This window comes from Halococcus sp. AFM35 (assembly GCF_051195015.1).
In the GTDB taxonomy this organism is placed as follows: Archaea; Halobacteriota; Halobacteria; order Halobacteriales; family Halococcaceae; genus Halococcus.
On the sequence record NZ_JBNTJU010000007.1, the window covers coordinates 139,042 to 154,506 of the forward strand.

The 15,465-nt window shown below is 65.0% G+C and carries 17 protein-coding genes; 8 read left to right on the forward strand and 9 right to left on the reverse strand.

The window, feature by feature from the left end:
* The first annotated feature begins 112 nt into the window (after positions 1–112).
* From ACQUQO_RS07975 to ACQUQO_RS07985, 3 genes are all read left to right on the forward strand, one after another.
* The gene (locus ACQUQO_RS07975; RefSeq protein WP_435077448.1) at positions 113–772 is read left to right on the forward strand and encodes a helix-turn-helix domain-containing protein; all 660 of its coding nucleotides are present in this window, start codon (positions 113–115) and stop codon (positions 770–772) included.
* Between the two features lie 161 nt (positions 773–933).
* Positions 934–1,983, forward strand: coding sequence for a diphthamide biosynthesis enzyme Dph2 (gene dph2 / locus ACQUQO_RS07980; protein WP_435077449.1), 1,050 nt, complete (start codon positions 934–936; stop codon positions 1,981–1,983).
* A gap of 63 nt (positions 1,984–2,046) precedes the next feature.
* A complete protein-coding gene (locus tag ACQUQO_RS07985; protein ID WP_435077450.1) occupies positions 2,047–2,601 on the forward strand; it encodes a GNAT family N-acetyltransferase in 555 nt (184 codons plus the stop codon).
* A 242-nt stretch (positions 2,602–2,843) separates the two neighbouring features.
* On the opposite strand, the gene ACQUQO_RS07990 is transcribed toward ACQUQO_RS07985, so the two are convergent.
* The 3 genes from ACQUQO_RS07990 to ACQUQO_RS08000 all read right to left on the reverse strand — a co-directional run bounded on the left by ACQUQO_RS07990 (position 2,844) and on the right by ACQUQO_RS08000 (position 5,228).
* The gene (locus ACQUQO_RS07990; RefSeq protein WP_435077451.1) at positions 2,844–3,680 is read right to left on the reverse strand and encodes an aldo/keto reductase; all 837 of its coding nucleotides are present in this window, start codon (positions 3,678–3,680) and stop codon (positions 2,844–2,846) included.
* A 56-nt stretch (positions 3,681–3,736) separates the two neighbouring features.
* On the reverse strand, positions 3,737–4,834 hold the full coding sequence (locus ACQUQO_RS07995; RefSeq protein WP_435077453.1) for an NADH:flavin oxidoreductase/NADH oxidase: 1,098 nt from the start codon (positions 4,832–4,834) through the stop codon (positions 3,737–3,739).
* A 106-nt stretch (positions 4,835–4,940) separates the two neighbouring features.
* On the reverse strand, positions 4,941–5,228 hold the full coding sequence (locus ACQUQO_RS08000; protein ID WP_435077454.1) for a DUF7550 family protein: 288 nt from the start codon (positions 5,226–5,228) through the stop codon (positions 4,941–4,943).
* Positions 5,229–5,315: 87 nt separating this feature from the next.
* On the opposite strand from ACQUQO_RS08000, the gene hisF reads away from it, so the two are divergent.
* The gene (hisF, locus tag ACQUQO_RS08005) at positions 5,316–6,131 is read left to right on the forward strand and encodes an imidazole glycerol phosphate synthase subunit HisF (RefSeq protein ID WP_435077455.1); all 816 of its coding nucleotides are present in this window, start codon (positions 5,316–5,318) and stop codon (positions 6,129–6,131) included.
* A gap of 141 nt (positions 6,132–6,272) precedes the next feature.
* On the opposite strand, the gene ACQUQO_RS08010 is transcribed toward hisF, so the two are convergent.
* Positions 6,273–6,500 (reverse strand): hypothetical protein, encoded by a 228-nt coding sequence (locus ACQUQO_RS08010; protein WP_435077456.1) that lies wholly within the window; start codon positions 6,498–6,500, stop codon positions 6,273–6,275.
* 88 nt (positions 6,501–6,588) lie between these two features.
* On the opposite strand from ACQUQO_RS08010, the gene ACQUQO_RS08015 reads away from it, so the two are divergent.
* Positions 6,589–6,825, forward strand: coding sequence for a hypothetical protein (locus ACQUQO_RS08015; RefSeq protein ID WP_435077457.1), 237 nt, complete (start codon positions 6,589–6,591; stop codon positions 6,823–6,825).
* Positions 6,826–6,845: 20 nt separating this feature from the next.
* Here the strand turns inward: ACQUQO_RS08015 and ACQUQO_RS08020 are convergent, their stop codons facing one another.
* Complete coding sequence (locus ACQUQO_RS08020; protein ID WP_435077458.1) at positions 6,846–7,127, reverse strand: DNA-directed RNA polymerase subunit L; 282 nt, start codon at positions 7,125–7,127, stop codon at positions 6,846–6,848.
* A gap of 79 nt (positions 7,128–7,206) precedes the next feature.
* Between ACQUQO_RS08020 and ACQUQO_RS08025 the strand changes: the two genes are divergently transcribed.
* A complete protein-coding gene (locus ACQUQO_RS08025) occupies positions 7,207–8,847 on the forward strand; it encodes a rhomboid family intramembrane serine protease (protein ID WP_435077459.1) in 1,641 nt (546 codons plus the stop codon).
* Positions 8,848–8,955: 108 nt separating this feature from the next.
* On the opposite strand, the gene ACQUQO_RS08030 is transcribed toward ACQUQO_RS08025, so the two are convergent.
* Positions 8,956–9,639: a recombinase family protein gene (locus ACQUQO_RS08030; protein ID WP_435077460.1), complete on the reverse strand. Its 684-nt coding sequence runs from the start codon at positions 9,637–9,639 to the stop codon at positions 8,956–8,958.
* A 242-nt stretch (positions 9,640–9,881) separates the two neighbouring features.
* On the opposite strand from ACQUQO_RS08030, the gene ACQUQO_RS08035 reads away from it, so the two are divergent.
* Positions 9,882–11,126 carry an NRAMP family divalent metal transporter gene (locus ACQUQO_RS08035; RefSeq protein ID WP_435077461.1) on the forward strand — a complete coding sequence of 415 codons (1,245 nt, stop codon included), beginning with the start codon at positions 9,882–9,884 and terminating at the stop codon, positions 11,124–11,126.
* Here the strand turns inward: ACQUQO_RS08035 and ACQUQO_RS08040 are convergent.
* Positions 11,123–11,746: an METTL5 family protein gene (locus tag ACQUQO_RS08040; RefSeq protein ID WP_435077462.1), complete on the reverse strand. Its 624-nt coding sequence runs from the start codon at positions 11,744–11,746 to the stop codon at positions 11,123–11,125. The two genes, ACQUQO_RS08035 and ACQUQO_RS08040, sit on opposite strands and share 4 nt — an antisense overlap.
* Positions 11,747–11,843: 97 nt before the next feature.
* Here ACQUQO_RS08040 and ACQUQO_RS08045 point away from each other — a divergent pair, with 97 nt between their 5' ends.
* Positions 11,844–12,785 (forward strand): alpha/beta hydrolase, encoded by a 942-nt coding sequence (locus ACQUQO_RS08045; protein WP_435077463.1) that lies wholly within the window; start codon positions 11,844–11,846, stop codon positions 12,783–12,785.
* Positions 12,786–12,792: 7 nt separating this feature from the next.
* On the opposite strand, the gene tbsP is transcribed toward ACQUQO_RS08045, so the two are convergent.
* Both tbsP and ACQUQO_RS08055 read right to left on the reverse strand, forming a co-directional pair.
* The gene (gene tbsP, locus ACQUQO_RS08050) at positions 12,793–13,623 is read right to left on the reverse strand and encodes a transcriptional regulator TbsP (RefSeq protein ID WP_435077464.1); all 831 of its coding nucleotides are present in this window, start codon (positions 13,621–13,623) and stop codon (positions 12,793–12,795) included.
* A 390-nt stretch (positions 13,624–14,013) separates the two neighbouring features.
* Positions 14,014–15,465: hypothetical protein (locus ACQUQO_RS08055; RefSeq protein WP_435077465.1), on the reverse strand; the 1,452-nt coding region annotated here is incomplete at its 5' end.

Sequence of the window (15,465 nt, forward strand, 5' to 3'; positions counted from 1 at the left end):
GTGGACTGCCGGCGTGTCGCTGGCCGGTGGGTGGGAATGTTACCGCTACCACCGAGTACGTTCTGCCTCACTGTTGAGGGTGATTTAAGTACCCTTGTTGGCAGTACCCCTCATGAAGTATCTGCGACTGCGACTCGGGCAGGATTCGGCCATCATCCACCCGATGCACGAGTTCGTCGCCAATCATGAGGCGTACGGCTCCTATCGGCTCCTCCAATGGAACCCCGCCGTCGGCGAGACGAACACGATGATATTCCACGTTGAGGGACCGCCCGGTCCCTACGCGGAGGCTCTCGACGGTGTGGAGACGGTTCTGGAGTACGAGATACTGCCGGCGGATGGCGAGGCGTTCTACGTCTACGTGCGCGAGCGACTCGACGCCGGCGCGCGACAGTTGACCGACGCCTTTACTCATGGGAGCCTCGTCGTGATGCCGCCAATTGAGTATCGCAGCGACCACACCATCGGTCTCACTGTTGTCGGAACGGCTGCATCGCTCCAGCGAGCGTTCGAGGAGACCCCGGCCGGCGTCGATGCCGAAATTCGGCGCATTGGTCAGTACGATGCTGGACGGATGGATGCCGCAAGCACGCTGAGCGAACGCCAATCTGAGGCGGTGACAGTGGCGCTCAACCGCGGCTACTACGAGACGCCGCGCGAAGCGACGGTCGCCGGCGTGGCCGAGCACCTGGGCTGTGCGCCCGGCACGGCGGCCGAGCACCTCCGGAAAGCCGAAGCCGCGCTCGTCCATCGCGTCGTTGGCAAGGAATGAACGGACCTACGGGTGTAGACGGAACGACAGCAGTTGTGGGCGAGAACGGCGACGTTCGCTCACATAGAGCGCGACCGCGGCAAAGCCGTATCCTACCCTGTGGTCGTCTCGTCGCCCGGTAAAACGCCGAGACTAAACGTCAGGGTGCGTAAAACCGGCCAATGAGCCATACGTCGGAATCGAAAGATGGGGACCTTACGGCGACGGGAATGTCACTCAAACACGACCGCGAGTGGGACTACGAACTCGAAAGAATCGTCGAAGCGGTCGAGGAACGCGACGCGAAGAAAGTCGGCCTACAGTTCCCCGAGGGGCTGAAACGCCGCGGTCCCGCGGTGACAGACGACCTGCGCGAACGCCTGCCCGACGATGTTCGGGTACTCCTGTCGGGCCAGCCCTGCTACGGAGCCTGTGACCTCGACACCTACATGATGCGCCGCACAGATGTCTTCGTTCACTTCGGCCACTCGCCGATGAAGGAATCGGAGAAAATCATCTACGTCCCCCTCTTCTCGAACGTCGATGTCGAACCGATTCTCGAAGATTCTCTGACCGAACTCACAGACCCCGAAGAGAACCCGGATGTGGGACTCGTGACGACCGCCCAGCACATGAACAAGTTCGAGGGCATGCGCGAGTGGCTCGAATCGCGGGGCTTCGACGTGCATACCCGCCGCGGCGACGACCGACTCACCCACGAGGGGCAAGTCTTGGGCTGTAACTACGCCTCGGCGGACATCGACGCCGACCAAGTGCTCTACGTCGGCGGCGGGAAGTTCCACCCGCTCGGGCTGGCGATGGAACACCCCGATAAACGAGTGGTCATCGCCGACCCCGTGAACAACACAGTTTCGATTGCCGACACCGAGAAGTTCCTGAAACAGCGCTACGGGGCCGTACATCGGGCGATGAGTGCACAAAAATGGGGCGTCATCTTCTGTACGAAGATCGGGCAGGGCCGCTACGACCAAGCGGAGGCAATCGTCGAAGACAACGACGACGCCTACCTCATCACGATGGACGAGGTCACGCCCGACAGGTTGCGAAACTTCGACATGGACGCCTTCGTGAACACCGGTTGTCCGCGCATCACGACCGACGACGGCCCGCAGTTCCACAAGCCGATGCTCACGCCGGGCGAGTACGAGATCGCCGTCGGCAACGAGCCGCTCGACAGTCTTTCCTTCGACACTTTCCACGGCACGTGGTAAGTGCGTGAAAGCCCAGTCGATTCGAGCCGGAACGCATATAGTGGCCATCCCGGTCGTGTACCCATGCCCGGTGCACGCATCGAGCGCGGCGAGCGCGTCACGCTGCGAACGGTCGAGGAAGAGGACGTCCCGTTCATCCAGCGCGCGTCGGCCAACCCGGGGATTCGCTACCCGCTCGGCTCCCCACTCAGAAGCCGTGAACAGATAGAGGACAGGGACAGTGAGGCGACGGACCGATTTCTCGTCTGTCTCGATGACGACGCGGGTCCCGGTCAGCCCGACGAGGGCGCGGTGCGACGGGTTGGCGTCGTCTCCGTCGAGGACGCCGATTGGAAGCGTCCCGAACTCGGCTACTGGCTCGTGTCAGAGGTCCACGGCGAAGGCTACGGCACCGAAGCGGTCGCGCTCGTCGTCGAGTTCGTCTTCCGAAGCTACGAGACGCCCGCCATCGGCGCGGGTGCGTTCGCCTCGAACGATGCTTCGCGCGGGCTGCTCGAATCGCTCGGTTTCACGAGGGAGGGTCGCCGCCGCAAGTACATGTTCGTCGACGGCAAGCACCGCGATATGGTCCAGTACGGACTGCTGCGGCGAGAGTGGCACGAACAGCGCAATTCGTGAAGTTCACTCATCGGAACCGACTGGTAGCTCACCAAGTTCTATCCAGCCGAGTAGCTTCTTCGGACGATTTCTGATGCAAATGAGAACCGCGGGCCACACCCTCCCCAGCCGATTCGCTCGCTCCCTGCGGTCGCTCACTCATCCCTCGCGCGTTCTCCGGCCAAAGGCCGGATTCATCGCGCGCCACCGCTACCGAAAATGGTTGGTCCAGAAAATCGAGCGTAATCGCTCGTTCGCCCGGTTCAGTTCTCGATGGTCTCGATCTCGTCGTCGGTGAGTTCGATGTCCGAGGCGGCGATGTTCTCCTCAACGTGTTCGACGCTCGAAGTGCCCGGTATCGGGAGCATCACGGGCGAGTGCTGGAGCAGCCACGCAAGCCCGACCTGATACTCGGTGGCGTCGTGGTTGTCGGCGACCTCGTCGAGTCCGTCGAGGTCGCCCGAGCCGAGCGGTGCCCACGGGATGAAGCCGATGTCGTGGTCTTCACAGTATTCGATCACTTCCTCGGATTCGCGGTCGCCGGCGTTGTACTGGTTTTGAACGGTGGCGATCTCCACGACATCGCGGGCGGTCTCCAACTGCTCGACCGAGACGTTCGAGACGCCGACGTGGTTGACCTTCCCCTCGTCCTTGAGGTCGGCGAACGTCCCGACCGCTTCGGCATAGTCCACGTCGGGGTCCGGGCGGTGGTACTGATAGAGGTCGATGGTGTCGGTCTGAAGCCGGTCGAGGCTGCCGAGAATCGAATTGCGGATGTAGCCCGGCTGGCCGCATTTCGGCCACGAGCCGTCGCGGTCGTCGCGCCAGAGTCCACCCTTGGTGGCGATGAACTGGTCGTCGTAGGGCGCGAGTGCCTCGCCGATGAGCCGTTCCGACACGGCTGGCCCGTAGGAGTCGGCCGTATCGATGAAGTCAACACCGAGTTCGCTCGCCCGCTGGAGGACCTCCCTCGCTTCCTCCTCGTCGTCCGGTGGACCGATGATTTCCTCGCCGGTGAGCCGCATCGCGCCGTAGCCCAGTCGGTGCACCGTATCCTCGCCGCCGATGTCGAACGTATCGCTCTGATTCGTGGTTGCCATCGCTCCGACCGAGGGCTGGCCGACAGTAGCCTCTTTCGGCCGCGGCAGTCGAGACCCTAGAACCCGCGCTGGTACTGAGTGGGTGGTTCGACCGCCTCGGACCGGTCGAGGTCGCGGGCGGCATGCAGCGAGAAATACGGGTCGCGGAGATGCTCGCGTGCGAGAATCGTCATGTCGGCCCGACCGTTGCGGACGAGTTCGTCGGCCTGCACGGGTGAGGAGATGCCGCCGACTGCACCGACCGCAATCGCCGACTCGCATTCGTTGGTGATTCGCTCGGCGAGCGGGACCTGATAGCCCGGCCCAGTGTGTGGTATCTGTGGGTCGGGACTGTTGCCGCCCGCGCTCACGTCGATGAGGTCTGCCCCGGCTTCGGCGAGGGCGTCCGTGAGTTCGACCGAATCCTCGACGGTCCACGACTCGCGGTCGGGGAGCCAGTCGGTCGCCGAAATCCGGACGAAGACGGGTTTGTCGTCGGGCCAAACTTCCCGGACTGCGCTCGTGACCTCACGAACCAGTCTGCTCCGGCCGGCGAAGTCACCGCCGTAATCGTCATTGCGGTGGTTCGTCACCGGCGAGAGGAACTCGTGGAGGAGGTAGCCGTGGGCCGCGTGGACCTCGGCGATTTCGAAGCCCGCCTCGTGGGCGCGCTCGGCGGCCGCACGGAACGAGTCGATGACGCCTTCGATGTCGTCTTGGTCCATCTCCGCGGTCGCCGTCTCACCGTCCTCGTAGGGCCACGGCTCGGCGCTCGGGGCAATCGTCTCCCAGCCACCCTCGTCGGGCTGAAGCGGCTCGCTGCCCTCCCACGGACGGGATTTCGATGCCTTTCGACCGGCATGGGCGAGTTGAATTGCCGGGACCGACCCCTGCGAGGCGATGAACTCGGCGATTGGTGCGAGTGCCTCCCCATGTGCGTCGCTCCAGATGCCCAAGTCCTCCGGCGAGATGCGCCCGCGCGCCTCGACCGCGGTCGCCTCGGTCATCACGACACCGGCCCCGCCGGACGCCCGGCTGCCGAGGTGGACGAGATGCCAGTCGGTCGCCAGTCCATCCCTGTCCTCGCAGGAATACTGACACATCGGCGAGACCATCACCCGGTTCGGGACCGTGGTCTCGCGCAGTTCGAGCGGCGCAAAGAGGTCTGCTGTCATCACCTTCGGTACTCGCTCGCCGGGAAAGACGGTGACGAAATCCGGCCGCTATGGGACAGAAGTAGGCCGATACTGCCGATTCCTGGAATCACTCACCTGATTCGATTCAGCCGAGCGTGAGCGCGAGCGGGATGGCGAACGTGACCGCGAGACCGACGAGCGCCACGACCGCCCCGATACCGACCTCCCGGCCCGAGAAGTCGCTCATCGGGGCCGTCTCGCGGGTGGCGACCGGCTCGACGCTTCCATGCGTTCCCTCGCCCGTCGCGTCGGGGTGGCTCTCGCGGGCCTCGTGGTCGCCCTCGACCATCGTCTCGTCTTCGGTGTCGGTCGCCTGCTCCTGTCCGGATTCGGACTCGCGTGGCTCGGTCGGCGCGTTCTCGTCGTCGCTCATATCGGGCGCGACGACCGCAGGCTACTAAAGCCTCCCTGTCGGATGCGACCGGACCGCTTTTTGCTCGGAGTGCCGTACCCTCGGTGAATGGCGTTGACGAAGCGCGTTATCCCCTGTATCGATGTCGACCTCGACGACGAGGGCGAGCCGGCGGTCTACACCGGGGTGAACTTCGAGAACCTGACCTATTCGGGCGACCCCGTCGAGATGGCCCGCCAGTACAACGAGGCCGGAGCCGACGAGTTCGTCTTCCTCGACATCACCGCGAGCGCGGATGGTCGAGAAACGATGCTCGACGTCGTTTCACGTGTGGCCGACGAGGTGTTCATTCCTCTGACTGTGGGCGGCGGCATCCGCACCCGTGCGGACATCAAGGAGACCCTCCGGGCGGGCGCGGACAAGGTCTCCATCAACACGGGCGCGCTCAGTCGGCCAGCACTCATCACCGAGGGTGCCGAGAGCTTCGGCAGTCAGTGTATCGTCATCTCGGTCGATGCACGCCGCCGGTACGACGAGGCCGGCGAACACTTTATCACTACTGACGGCGAGTCATGCTGGTTCGAGTGCACGGTGAAGGGTGGACGCGAGGGTACGGGAATAGACGCCGTCGAGTGGGTACGCGAGGCCGAATCCCGGGGAGCGGGCGAGCTGTTCGTCAACTCCATCGACGCCGACGGCACCAAGGAGGGCTACGATATCCCGCTGACGCGGGCGGTCTGTGAGACCGTCTCGACGCCGGTCATCGCTTCGTCGGGTTGTGGCGGTCCCGCCGACATGGAAGAGGTGTTCACCGATGCGGGCGCGGACGCGGCGCTCGCGGCCTCGATCTTCCACTTCGGCGAATATTCGATTCGAGAGATCAAGGAATATCTCGACGGACAGGACATCCCAGTCCGGCTCTGAGCGGTATCTCACATGCGGCAGGCAGTTTTTTGGTGCAGGTTTTTGTGACCCGGTAAACGGAGTGAGCCGGGGCGCAAAAAGGTGCCAACGGAATACCTCGACGAGCGGGACATCCCAGTCAGGCTCTGATATCGTGGGTGCTCACTCGGTGAGTGGCAGGACGATACCGAAGAGGACGACCGAGAGGAAGGCGATGATGATGCCGGCGATTTCGCTGTCGGCGAGCAGGGTTTTCCCCCAGCCGGGCAGGGGGCCGAACAGCGCAGGACCGGCAATCGCGCCGAGCGCGCCGAGGGCGAACAGCGCGACGCCGAGACCGAAGCCGTGTTTGGTGAGCCAGCCGTAATCGAGGTCGCCGTAGCGGGCCATACCCACCGCTTCGCGCGAATTCCCTCAAAGATTGCGTTTCAGCGTCGAAGCACAAGCGCTTTGTCCACCCACTGGTGAGCCAACGCGAATGGACGAGACAGTTTTCGAGCTGGCGGGGGAGTTCGGGTCGGCCGCCGTGCGCGCCGTTGGAGCGGCGTTCGCGGCCGTCGCCGGCGCGCTCGTCGAACTCAACGGTATCGAGACGCTCGGCGCGGGTGAGGGGATGATCGGTCTCTGGATGGCGGTCCTGGGTGGCGTGTTGCTCATCGCGGGCTACGTGCTCGCCCGTGATGCCATTGCCCTGTTCAGACAGCCCGCGAACTGACCGACGCTTTTTCCTGCGGTTCAGGCAGCGCTCTCGAAGGCCGTGCGGAACGCCGCCGTCATGTCGCTCACGCGCCTCGCGCCGCTTTCGAGCGCATCGAGCGGGTCGGCACCCTCAGTACGAATAGTGAGCACTGGCTCGGTCTGGCCGCCCGACTGCTCGGGATTCATGTCGTAGGTAGCCGCCGCGACGCCCTCGGTTTCGAGCAGCGCGCCCTTGAGTACGTTCATGAACGTGTGGTCCTCGTCCGTTACCTCTATCGACAGTTCCTCGTCGCCGCTCTCGATGACGCGTAGGTCCATGTTTCCTCTTCGTTCTCGCGCGCTTCAACCTGACGACTGCCCGCGACAGAGTGAAACCCACGCACCTCCACCACCGAACATGGTCTCGCCGTGGCCGGCGCTCGCCCGCGTCGGGGTCGCCCTCGCAATCGTTCTCTCGGCGCTCGTCGCATGGCGACTCGACAGTCGTGAATGGGAGGCGGCGTTGCGGGCGCGCCTTCTCGTCGGCGTGCCGTGGGGCACGCTGCTCACGGTGGCCGGCGTGCTCGCGGTCTATCTGTTCGCACAGGGCGGGTTCTGGCACTGGAACGGTCCGCTGGCGCTGCCCTTTCGTGCGTGGTCGTATCTCTACCCGCTCGGCATCGTCCTCTCGTCGTTCGCCCACGTCGGTCCGGGTCATCTGGTGGGCAACCTCGTCGGCACGGTCGCGCTCGCGCCGCTGGCCGAGTATGCGTGGGGACACTACCCGAGCGAGCGCGACTCACCGCTTCTGGGAACGCCGCTCGCGCGCGTGCTCGCGGTGCCGGCGGCCGCCTTCCTCGTCGGACTGTTCATCGCCCTGTTCGCGATTGGTCCGGTCATCGGCTTTTCGGGCGTGCTGTTCGCCTTCGCTGGCGTCGCGCTCGTGCACTATCCGCTCGCGACGGTGGTCGCGCTCTCGGCCAGTGGTGCCGTCCGACAGGTGTACGCCGCCGTTCGGAACCCGGTCGTCCAGGCCAGCGCCGAGCCGTCGTTCGGGACGCCGTGGTGGGCCGGCATCGCCATCCAGGCCCACGCCATCGGCCTGCTCGTCGGTGTGCTCGTCGGGGTCGTGCTCGTTCGCCGCCGTGGCCGGGGACCGTCTGCTGGCCGACTCTGGGTTGGTACGGTGTTGTTCGCCATCTCGCAGTCGCTGTGGGCGGTCTACTGGTTTCGCGGCAACGGGAGGTTCGTGCTCTACCGGGCGCTCGGCGTGGTGCTCGTCTTCGGGCTTGCCCTGGTGGTCACCGCAAGCGTCACCGCCCCCGACCGGTTCCCGTCAACCCGACCGTTCGTCGGCGGGAGCGAGCGCCGGGCTGGGGCGGCCGTCGTCGTTCTGCTCGCGCTCGCGGCGCTCGCTGCACCGGCCATCCCGGTGAACCTCGCCACCGTCGACTCCTCGACCGCACGGGCGGCCGCCACACCGGAGACCACGACGCCCGCCCCCATCACCGTGGGCGATTACACCGTGCGATACGCCGAGAACGTCACCAACCGGCAGGTGTCGGTGGTCGACGTGTCGGCGTTCGGCGAGAGTACGACGGTGAACGCCAGCGGCGTCATCGTGGCGAGCGAACGCCGGCACCTCTGGACGACCGCCGTCCGGGCGTCACGACTCGCCTTCACGGGACAAGCGTCCGTCCGCCTCGGCGGTCTCAGCTGGGAGGAGCGAATCGGGGTCTCGCGCACCGGCTGGCGGACGGGGGGCGAGCGTGCCTACAAGGTTCGTTTCAACTGGGACAATCGAAGCCGACTCGCCTATCGTTCCGAGCGCGCGACCGCCGACGCGACGGTTCGGGGCAAGAACGTCTCGCTCGTGCCCCGACAAAGGGGATTCGGTCTGGTCGTCTCGCGGGGCAACGAGACGCTCGGGCGCGCACCGCTTCCCGGAAACGGCACCACGCGCGCTGCGAACCTCACCTTCAGCCGCGAGGGTCGAAAACTGTTCGCCGCGGTCGGCGGGACACGCGTCCCGATAGCCAAACGCGAACGCTATCGGTGAGTCCGAACGATTGGTCGCTACAGCGGCCGACCATCGACTACGACACGACGAACCGCCGCAGTCCCGGGCAGGAGAGCCTTCGAGCGGACGGGCAGTAGCCGGAGGGGGTCACTCCTCTCCGGCCGCGTAGTCGAGATACTGCTCCTTCTGGTCGATGATGTTCCCGACCGTCGAGCGGGTGACACCGGCTCGGCGGGCGGTCGAGCGCTTGCTCTCGCCCGCCTCGATCTCCTCGATCACCGCCAGCGCGGTCTCGAAGTCCTCGTTCGGAATCAGCCCACCCTCGCCGTCGGCGTCGAAGCCGAACGGCGGCCGGCCGACGTGTTTGCCTTCGGCTTTGGCGGCGGCGATTCCCTCCCGGGTTCGCTCGCTGTTCACCGCGGTCTCCAACTCCGCGGCGATGCCGAGCACACGCAACAGCGTCCGGTCGTCCGGTCCGGCATCCTCGCCGGGTTCGCCGATGCGGATGCCGGGTTCGATGATGTGGACGGCGACGCCAGACTCGACCAACTGCGTAACCCGGTCGTTCAGGTCACGCATGTTCGTCGCGATCCGCGCGGCGTCGCACATGATGACGCGCTCGATTGCGCCGTCGGCCGCGAGGTCGAACAGCCGTTGATGGCCCGAAGAGTCGTCGGTGCGCGTGTACGTTCCGGAATCGGTGAGGACGAGACCGTCAGCTGGGTCGATGCCCAACACGTCGGCGGCGTATTCGAGTGCCGCCTCGCGCTGTTCGCGCGTCGATTCCGTGCCCGGCGCGACACGGATGTAAATCGCCGTCTTCGGGGTCATTCTTCGTTGCTTCGTCCCACCGGCGACCGATGTATCTTGCGCTCCAGCCCGACGAGTGAGCGTTTCTCCACATAAATCCTCTCGACTTCCATCGGAAAACGCACCGGCGACCGACCCTGTTTCGAACTGGTGAATTTAAAACACCCGTCACCTGCAGGCAGTCGAACCAACCGATGGGGTGGCGTGTACTCCAAACGAGTTCAAGGTCGATTACGGATGATACGAGTGAAGGAGGTCCGACGATGAGTTCGGTCGATAGATACGTCCCCTCGTGGCTTCCGGTAAAGGGACCGAAACGATTCGTGGAGTCGTACGGTCTCGGTCTCCTGTTCTCGGCGAACGTGTTCGGGGCCGGGTCGGTGTACATCCTCGCCAACACCGGGGCGAACTGGGGGTTCACCCTCTTGTGGGCGTTGCCGGTCGCGCTCGTCGTTGACTTGGCGATGCACGAGATGTCCGGCCGCCTCGCCACCATCGACGAACCCGTCGTGGACTACATCCGGGACGCAATCGGTTCGGGACCGACCAAGGTGATGGCGCTGTTCATCGCGTTCATCATGCAGTTCTGGGCGATTTCGAACTACGCGGTCGCCGGCGCTGCGTTGGCCTATCTGACGCCGCTCAACAACGTCTATATCGGGGCCATCCTCGCTGGCGGCATCGGCATCGCGCTGGTCGAACTCCGCGTCTACGACCGCGTCGAGGCCGCCATCGCGGCGATCATTCTGACTGTCTTCGCCATCTACATCGTCCTCACGCTCGGACTCGACCTCCCGCTCCAGCGGGTCGCAGCGGGCTTCGTCCCGGTGCTACGGACCAAAATCGGCTTCCTGACCAGCCTCATCGCGCTGTTCGGGACCACAGTGTACTACCCGAACTTCATCATCCAGTCGAGCATTCAGCCCTCGAAGAACTGGACCGAGATGGCTCCCTATCGGAAGGACAACTTCGTCGGCATCTTCTTCATCGTGCTGCTCAGCGCGGCCGTCATCATCGTCTCGGCGCTGACGATGGAGCCGGGCACGCCGACGCTCACCAGTCCCGGCCAACCATTGCAGGCCATCTTCGGCAACTGGGCGCTGCCGGTGTTCATCCTCGCGGTGTTGCTGGCGACGTTCTCCTCCGCGACTGGGACGCTGTTCGGGGCCGGCTTCCTCATTCCGCAGGCGTGGAATCGGACGACCGTCTTCGGCGACCGGGCCTTCCGGCGCACCGTCGAGGTGCTCATCGTCATGGCGGTCGGCTTCGCGGTCCTCCTGTTGGAGTTCACCGACATCACGCCGGTTCGGCTCGGCATCGTGATGCCCGCCGTGAACGGTCTCATCGGGCTGCCGATATTCGCGCTCGCGCTCTTCTTCGCCAACCGGAAGTTCTTCGACCATCCGCGGTGGCTGAACGCCGTCTTCGCCGTCGTGACCGTGCTGATGTTCGTGTTCACGTTTTTGACGGCCAGAAGTCTCTACAGCCAAATCGTGACGTGGCTCTAGTCCCACTCGATACGGAAGATTTCGGTCTCCACGGTGTGGGAATCCTCAGCATGAAATTCGAACTGTGGTGGGAGGTCGAGTTCGGCACGAAACTTCCGGGTAACCGTTCCTTCGTTGTCGGCCGCGAACGATTCGACGAACGCCCGACTACCGGCGTTGTGGACCGAGTACGAGACGTCGCCGAGGCGGGCGGCCGTGGCGAGAAACGCGCGGTCGGCGTGTTCATTTCTATCCTGTGCGCCGAAGGGCGGGTTCATCACGACGGTCGTCCTCTCACCCGTGTCGAGCGGCGCATCGGTCGCGTCGGCGCGCAGCCACGAGATGTCGGCGACTGTGCCGACCCGCCCCTCGTTGTCGCGGGCCGTCGAGAGCGGATCGGGGTCGATATCGATACCCACCACGCCCGTGGGACCCCGGAGCGCGGCCGCAAGCGCGAGCATCCCGGTTCCGGTACCCAAATCGATGACGAAGCGTCCGTCGATGTCGCCCTGTAGGTCGGCATCGTGGACCAGTCTGGCCGCCAGCTCCGGCGGCGTTCGGTACTGCTCCAGACTCACCTGGGGATTCTCGAAACCGGCGACCACGGCGAGTCGCTGGGCCAGCGCGCTCACGGAACTCATCGCTATCCATACCCAACGGGCATACGAAAGCCTTTCTACATACTTCTGAGTTATTCGATGGACAGAGTTACGTCGTCGGTCATCGTCGCTTCGGTGAATGGACCAACCGGACCCGCAGGTTCAGCAGTTGCTTGAGACCATCGAGCGACAGCGCACGCCACCGACCCACGGCATGTCGGTCGCGACCGCCCGCGACCGCCTCGACAGGCTGTTCACGACGCCCGACCCCGAACCCGTCGGCGACATCGAGAACTTCGCCATCGAGGGTCCCGACAGACCGCTTCCCGTTCGTGTGTACGCCCCCGAGACGGGCACCGAGCCGTACGGCGTATTCGTCACCTTTCATGGCGGTGGGTGGGTCGTCGGCAGTCTCGACACCCACGACCCGGTCTGCCGCGCGCTCGCCAACGCCGCCGAGTGTCTCGTCGTCTCGGTCGACTACCGCCTCGCACCCGAACACCCCTTCCCGGCGGCCGTCGAGGACTGCTATGCGGCCGTCGAGTGGGCTGCCGCGTACGCCGACGAGCTGGGTGGCGACCCCGAGCGCATCGCCGTCGGTGGCGACAGTGCGGGCGGCAATCTCGCCGCCGCCGTCACGCTCGCCGCACGCGACCGCGACGGTCCCGAACTCCGCCACCAGTCGCTCGTCTACCCGTCGGTCAACTCACCGACAGTGAAACAGTTCGATTCCTACGAGGAGAACGCCGAGGGCTATCTCCTCGAACTGGAGAGCGCCGAATGGTACTACGAACGCTATCTCCAACACCCGACCGACGCGCGCAACGAATACGCCGCGCCGCTTTTGGCCCGCGACCTCTCCACTCTCCCGCCGGCGACCGTCATCACCGCGGGGTTCGACCCGCTACGCGACGAGGGGTTCGCCTACGCCGACCGCCTCGACGCGGCCGGCGTTGCAGTCACTCACGAGCACTTCGAGGGGATGATACACGGATTCCTGAATCTGGTCGACACCATCGACCGCAGTCGCGACGCCATCGCGGTGCTCGCTGCCGACCTCGAAGCAGCGTTCGCGGAGTAACTGAGGCTCAGGAAGCGTCCGTCGAGAGGAGACCGCTGGCGACGGCGGCCAGTTCGCTGGCGTCGGCCTCCCGGAGGCGTTCGTCACCGAGCAAGAGCCTGAGCCGTGGTCGACCGACGTCGATGGGGACCTTCGTCGTGTCGAGTAGTCCCATCTCCTCCAGACGGGTTTTCGTCCGCGAGAAGGTGGCCTTGCTGGCGACGCCGGTGTCCTCGCCCCACTTCGAGATGTCGTAGAGCAGTTCCTCGTTTTTCGCCGCGACGAGCAGGCTGATGGTCACCTCGTCGAGACCGTCGCCGTCGCCACGAGCGGTTTCGAGCGAGGCGAGCACGGCGTCGAAATCGTCGCGCATGCCGGGGTCGAATGCCTCGACCATCGTCTCGCGCACCCGCGAGATCGGCGGCGTTCTGAGGCTATATTCCGAGCTTTCTTCCCAGCGCCCGTCGTACTGTTCGGTGGCGCTCGCCACGAACGCCTCGTCGTCCGTTCCGAGCGCAGCCACCCGCTGGCCGGCCGTAACGAGCGAGACGACCGCGCTCTCGGTGATGACCAACGGACCGGTACCGGCGTCCTCGGTCGTCCGCAGCGAGAGCGTGCCGTCGGCGACGTGGTCGGCGGCCGTGCTGGCGACGAGGAAGTCGTCGAGGACGGTCTTGAGCGTGTCGTCGAACGCGAGCAGCCGAACCGTCGGCGGGCTGTCGAGGGCGTCGAGCACCGAGACCAACCGCTCGACCGACGCCGCCGAGGGAACGACGACGAACGCTTCGTCGGCAGCGTCCGCGAACACGGCGCGGTAGATTTCGGCAACGTCCGTTTCGATTCGGTTCGAAAAAGCCATCGTAGCTAAACCGAGGTACCCCATCTATTTAATTTTACTGGCCAAGAGCGCCTGAAACGCATAAAATCGAAAGAATTGGGCAACGTATCGATTCATCGTCCGGGACGGTCGGCTTGCGCAACGTGGATGGGCTGAGGGACGAACCGCGAGGTAGTGGGCGAGCGCCGCCGGTAGGCTGCACAACGGAGCGCCCGCTCGGAGCATGTTTTGGCCATCGATTTAGTATTTGAACGATTACAATACATTCACCTCGGCTGCGGGTGCCCCTCGAATCATCATGGTCGACAGTCAACAGAAGCCGGCCGAGTCGAAACCGCTACCGAGGAGTATCCAGTTCGAGGTGACGTGTCTCGGCGTGACCGAGGCCGTGACCGCCGACAGTGCCTGTACTTACCCCGGTCCCTGAAACGCATCGGCATCGAGCCGGTCGCTCCAGTACAGCCGTCCATCGATTTTCACCGGCATCGCTTCGAGTGCGAGAAACGCCCATAGCTCGTGGGCGGCGAGCGTGAACGTCCGGACGTGACCCGCAGCGAGATAACAGTCGCTTTCGCCCGCGGCCGAAGGGATGAGGAGACTGCCGAGACCGTGTTCGCGCGTCGGGTACGTGAACTCCTCGACCCGAAACCCCTCCTCGGTGCGCTCGATTTCGTAGAGGGTCGGCGTGCCGCTCGCGGCGTGGACGATGGCAAACCCGCCGTCGCCCACGACGAGATACTGTCCACCGACGATGCTCTCGCCGCGAGCGGTGTCGAGGGCGGCGCGCAGCGGGAACCCGGCGTCGAGCAGTCCCGCGAGTGCCCGGCCCATCCGAACGGCGTCGCGGTTCAAGATATCGGAGAGGGTCACGATACCGCCGATGGCCCCGGCCTCGATCAGCGCCATCCCCTGCCGATAGGACTGGCAGGCGTTGAGCAGGAACGCATCCACGCCAACCGCATCGAGTTCCCGAGCATCGAGGCGACCGTCCGCGCAGGCGAATCCCGCACTGTCGACGTGGCCGATGTAATGCAGGAAGTCCGTCCGCGTCGAGAACGCTCCTTCGAGTGCCGTCGTGGTGAGGTCACGCTCGACAGTGATGTCAAAGGGCAGGTCCGCCCGCTCGCCATACATCTCCTCGACGGCACGCTCGTCGTCCATCGCCCTGTCGTTACAGACCACCGTAATCTCGATGTCGCCCTCCGCCGGCGTCCGCTCCAAGCGATTGTGGTAGGCCGAAAGCGACGCCTTGCTCGCACCCAACGGCGTTCCCGCCCCGATCCACGTCTGCTCCAGCGAATCGGCTCGGGGTGGATGGACGTACGCACCCCCGCTTCCCGACTGCACACCCGCACTCCGTCTGTCATCGCCGCGCAAGAACGTGTCGAGCGCGGTCGCCCGAACGTTCGACACCGAGACCTCACGGGTGTGCGAAGACCGAACAACGGCGAGGTCGGCGACGACGAACGGCAGGCTCTCGACGCTCGCCGGCGTGGCCGCGACGTGGGCCGTGAGCTTCCACGTCGGGACCTGCTCGGCTATCGTCGCGTACGGTATCGACAGGTACGCTTCCAGTTGCTCGGCCAACGGCCGCTCGTACAGCGCCGCGAAATCCAATCCCAGCTCACCCTCCAACACCCGCCGCTCGTGCAGCTCGACTGGCGTCCAGCCTTCAGTCCGAGTGAGACAGTCGAGAAAGAACACCTGCTTGAGCGTGCGGGCGACCGTCTCCTCGAACCCATCGGCCCCCGTCAGTCCGTACTCGAAAGCGGCTGTTCGCAGCAGCGGTCGCTCACCCGGTTCGACGGTCGCCCCCAGATAGTACGAAAGCGGCGCGACCGCGTAGACCGCGCCGTACTCCCG

Excerpts from the sequence above, each read along its gene's own strand:
- ACQUQO_RS07990 (WP_435077451.1), bottom strand. The coding sequence starts at position 3,680 with ATGGCAACCACGAATCAGAGCGATACGTTCGACATCGGCGGCGAGGAT.
- ACQUQO_RS08025 (WP_435077459.1), top strand. The coding sequence starts at position 7,207 with ATGGTCTCGCCGTGGCCGGCGCTCGCCCGCGTCGGGGTCGCCCTCGCA.
- dph2 (WP_435077449.1), top strand. The coding sequence starts at position 934 with ATGAGCCATACGTCGGAATCGAAAGATGGGGACCTTACGGCGACGGGA.
- ACQUQO_RS08015 (WP_435077457.1), top strand. The coding sequence starts at position 6,589 with ATGGACGAGACAGTTTTCGAGCTGGCGGGGGAGTTCGGGTCGGCCGCC.
- ACQUQO_RS08010 (WP_435077456.1), bottom strand. The coding sequence starts at position 6,500 with ATGGCCCGCTACGGCGACCTCGATTACGGCTGGCTCACCAAACACGGC.
- ACQUQO_RS07975 (WP_435077448.1), top strand. The coding sequence starts at position 113 with ATGAAGTATCTGCGACTGCGACTCGGGCAGGATTCGGCCATCATCCAC.
- ACQUQO_RS08030 (WP_435077460.1), bottom strand. The coding sequence starts at position 9,639 with ATGACCCCGAAGACGGCGATTTACATCCGTGTCGCGCCGGGCACGGAA.
- ACQUQO_RS08000 (WP_435077454.1), bottom strand. The coding sequence starts at position 5,228 with ATGAGCGACGACGAGAACGCGCCGACCGAGCCACGCGAGTCCGAATCC.
- ACQUQO_RS08020 (WP_435077458.1), bottom strand. The coding sequence starts at position 7,127 with ATGGACCTACGCGTCATCGAGAGCGGCGACGAGGAACTGTCGATAGAG.
- hisF (WP_435077455.1), top strand. The coding sequence starts at position 5,316 with ATGGCGTTGACGAAGCGCGTTATCCCCTGTATCGATGTCGACCTCGAC.
- ACQUQO_RS07995 (WP_435077453.1), bottom strand. The coding sequence starts at position 4,834 with ATGACAGCAGACCTCTTTGCGCCGCTCGAACTGCGCGAGACCACGGTC.
- ACQUQO_RS07985 (WP_435077450.1), top strand. The coding sequence starts at position 2,047 with ATGCCCGGTGCACGCATCGAGCGCGGCGAGCGCGTCACGCTGCGAACG.
- ACQUQO_RS08040 (WP_435077462.1), bottom strand. The coding sequence starts at position 11,746 with ATGAGTTCCGTGAGCGCGCTGGCCCAGCGACTCGCCGTGGTCGCCGGT.
- ACQUQO_RS08035 (WP_435077461.1), top strand. The coding sequence starts at position 9,882 with ATGAGTTCGGTCGATAGATACGTCCCCTCGTGGCTTCCGGTAAAGGGA.
- ACQUQO_RS08045 (WP_435077463.1), top strand. The coding sequence starts at position 11,844 with ATGGACCAACCGGACCCGCAGGTTCAGCAGTTGCTTGAGACCATCGAG.
- tbsP (WP_435077464.1), bottom strand. The coding sequence starts at position 13,623 with ATGGCTTTTTCGAACCGAATCGAAACGGACGTTGCCGAAATCTACCGC.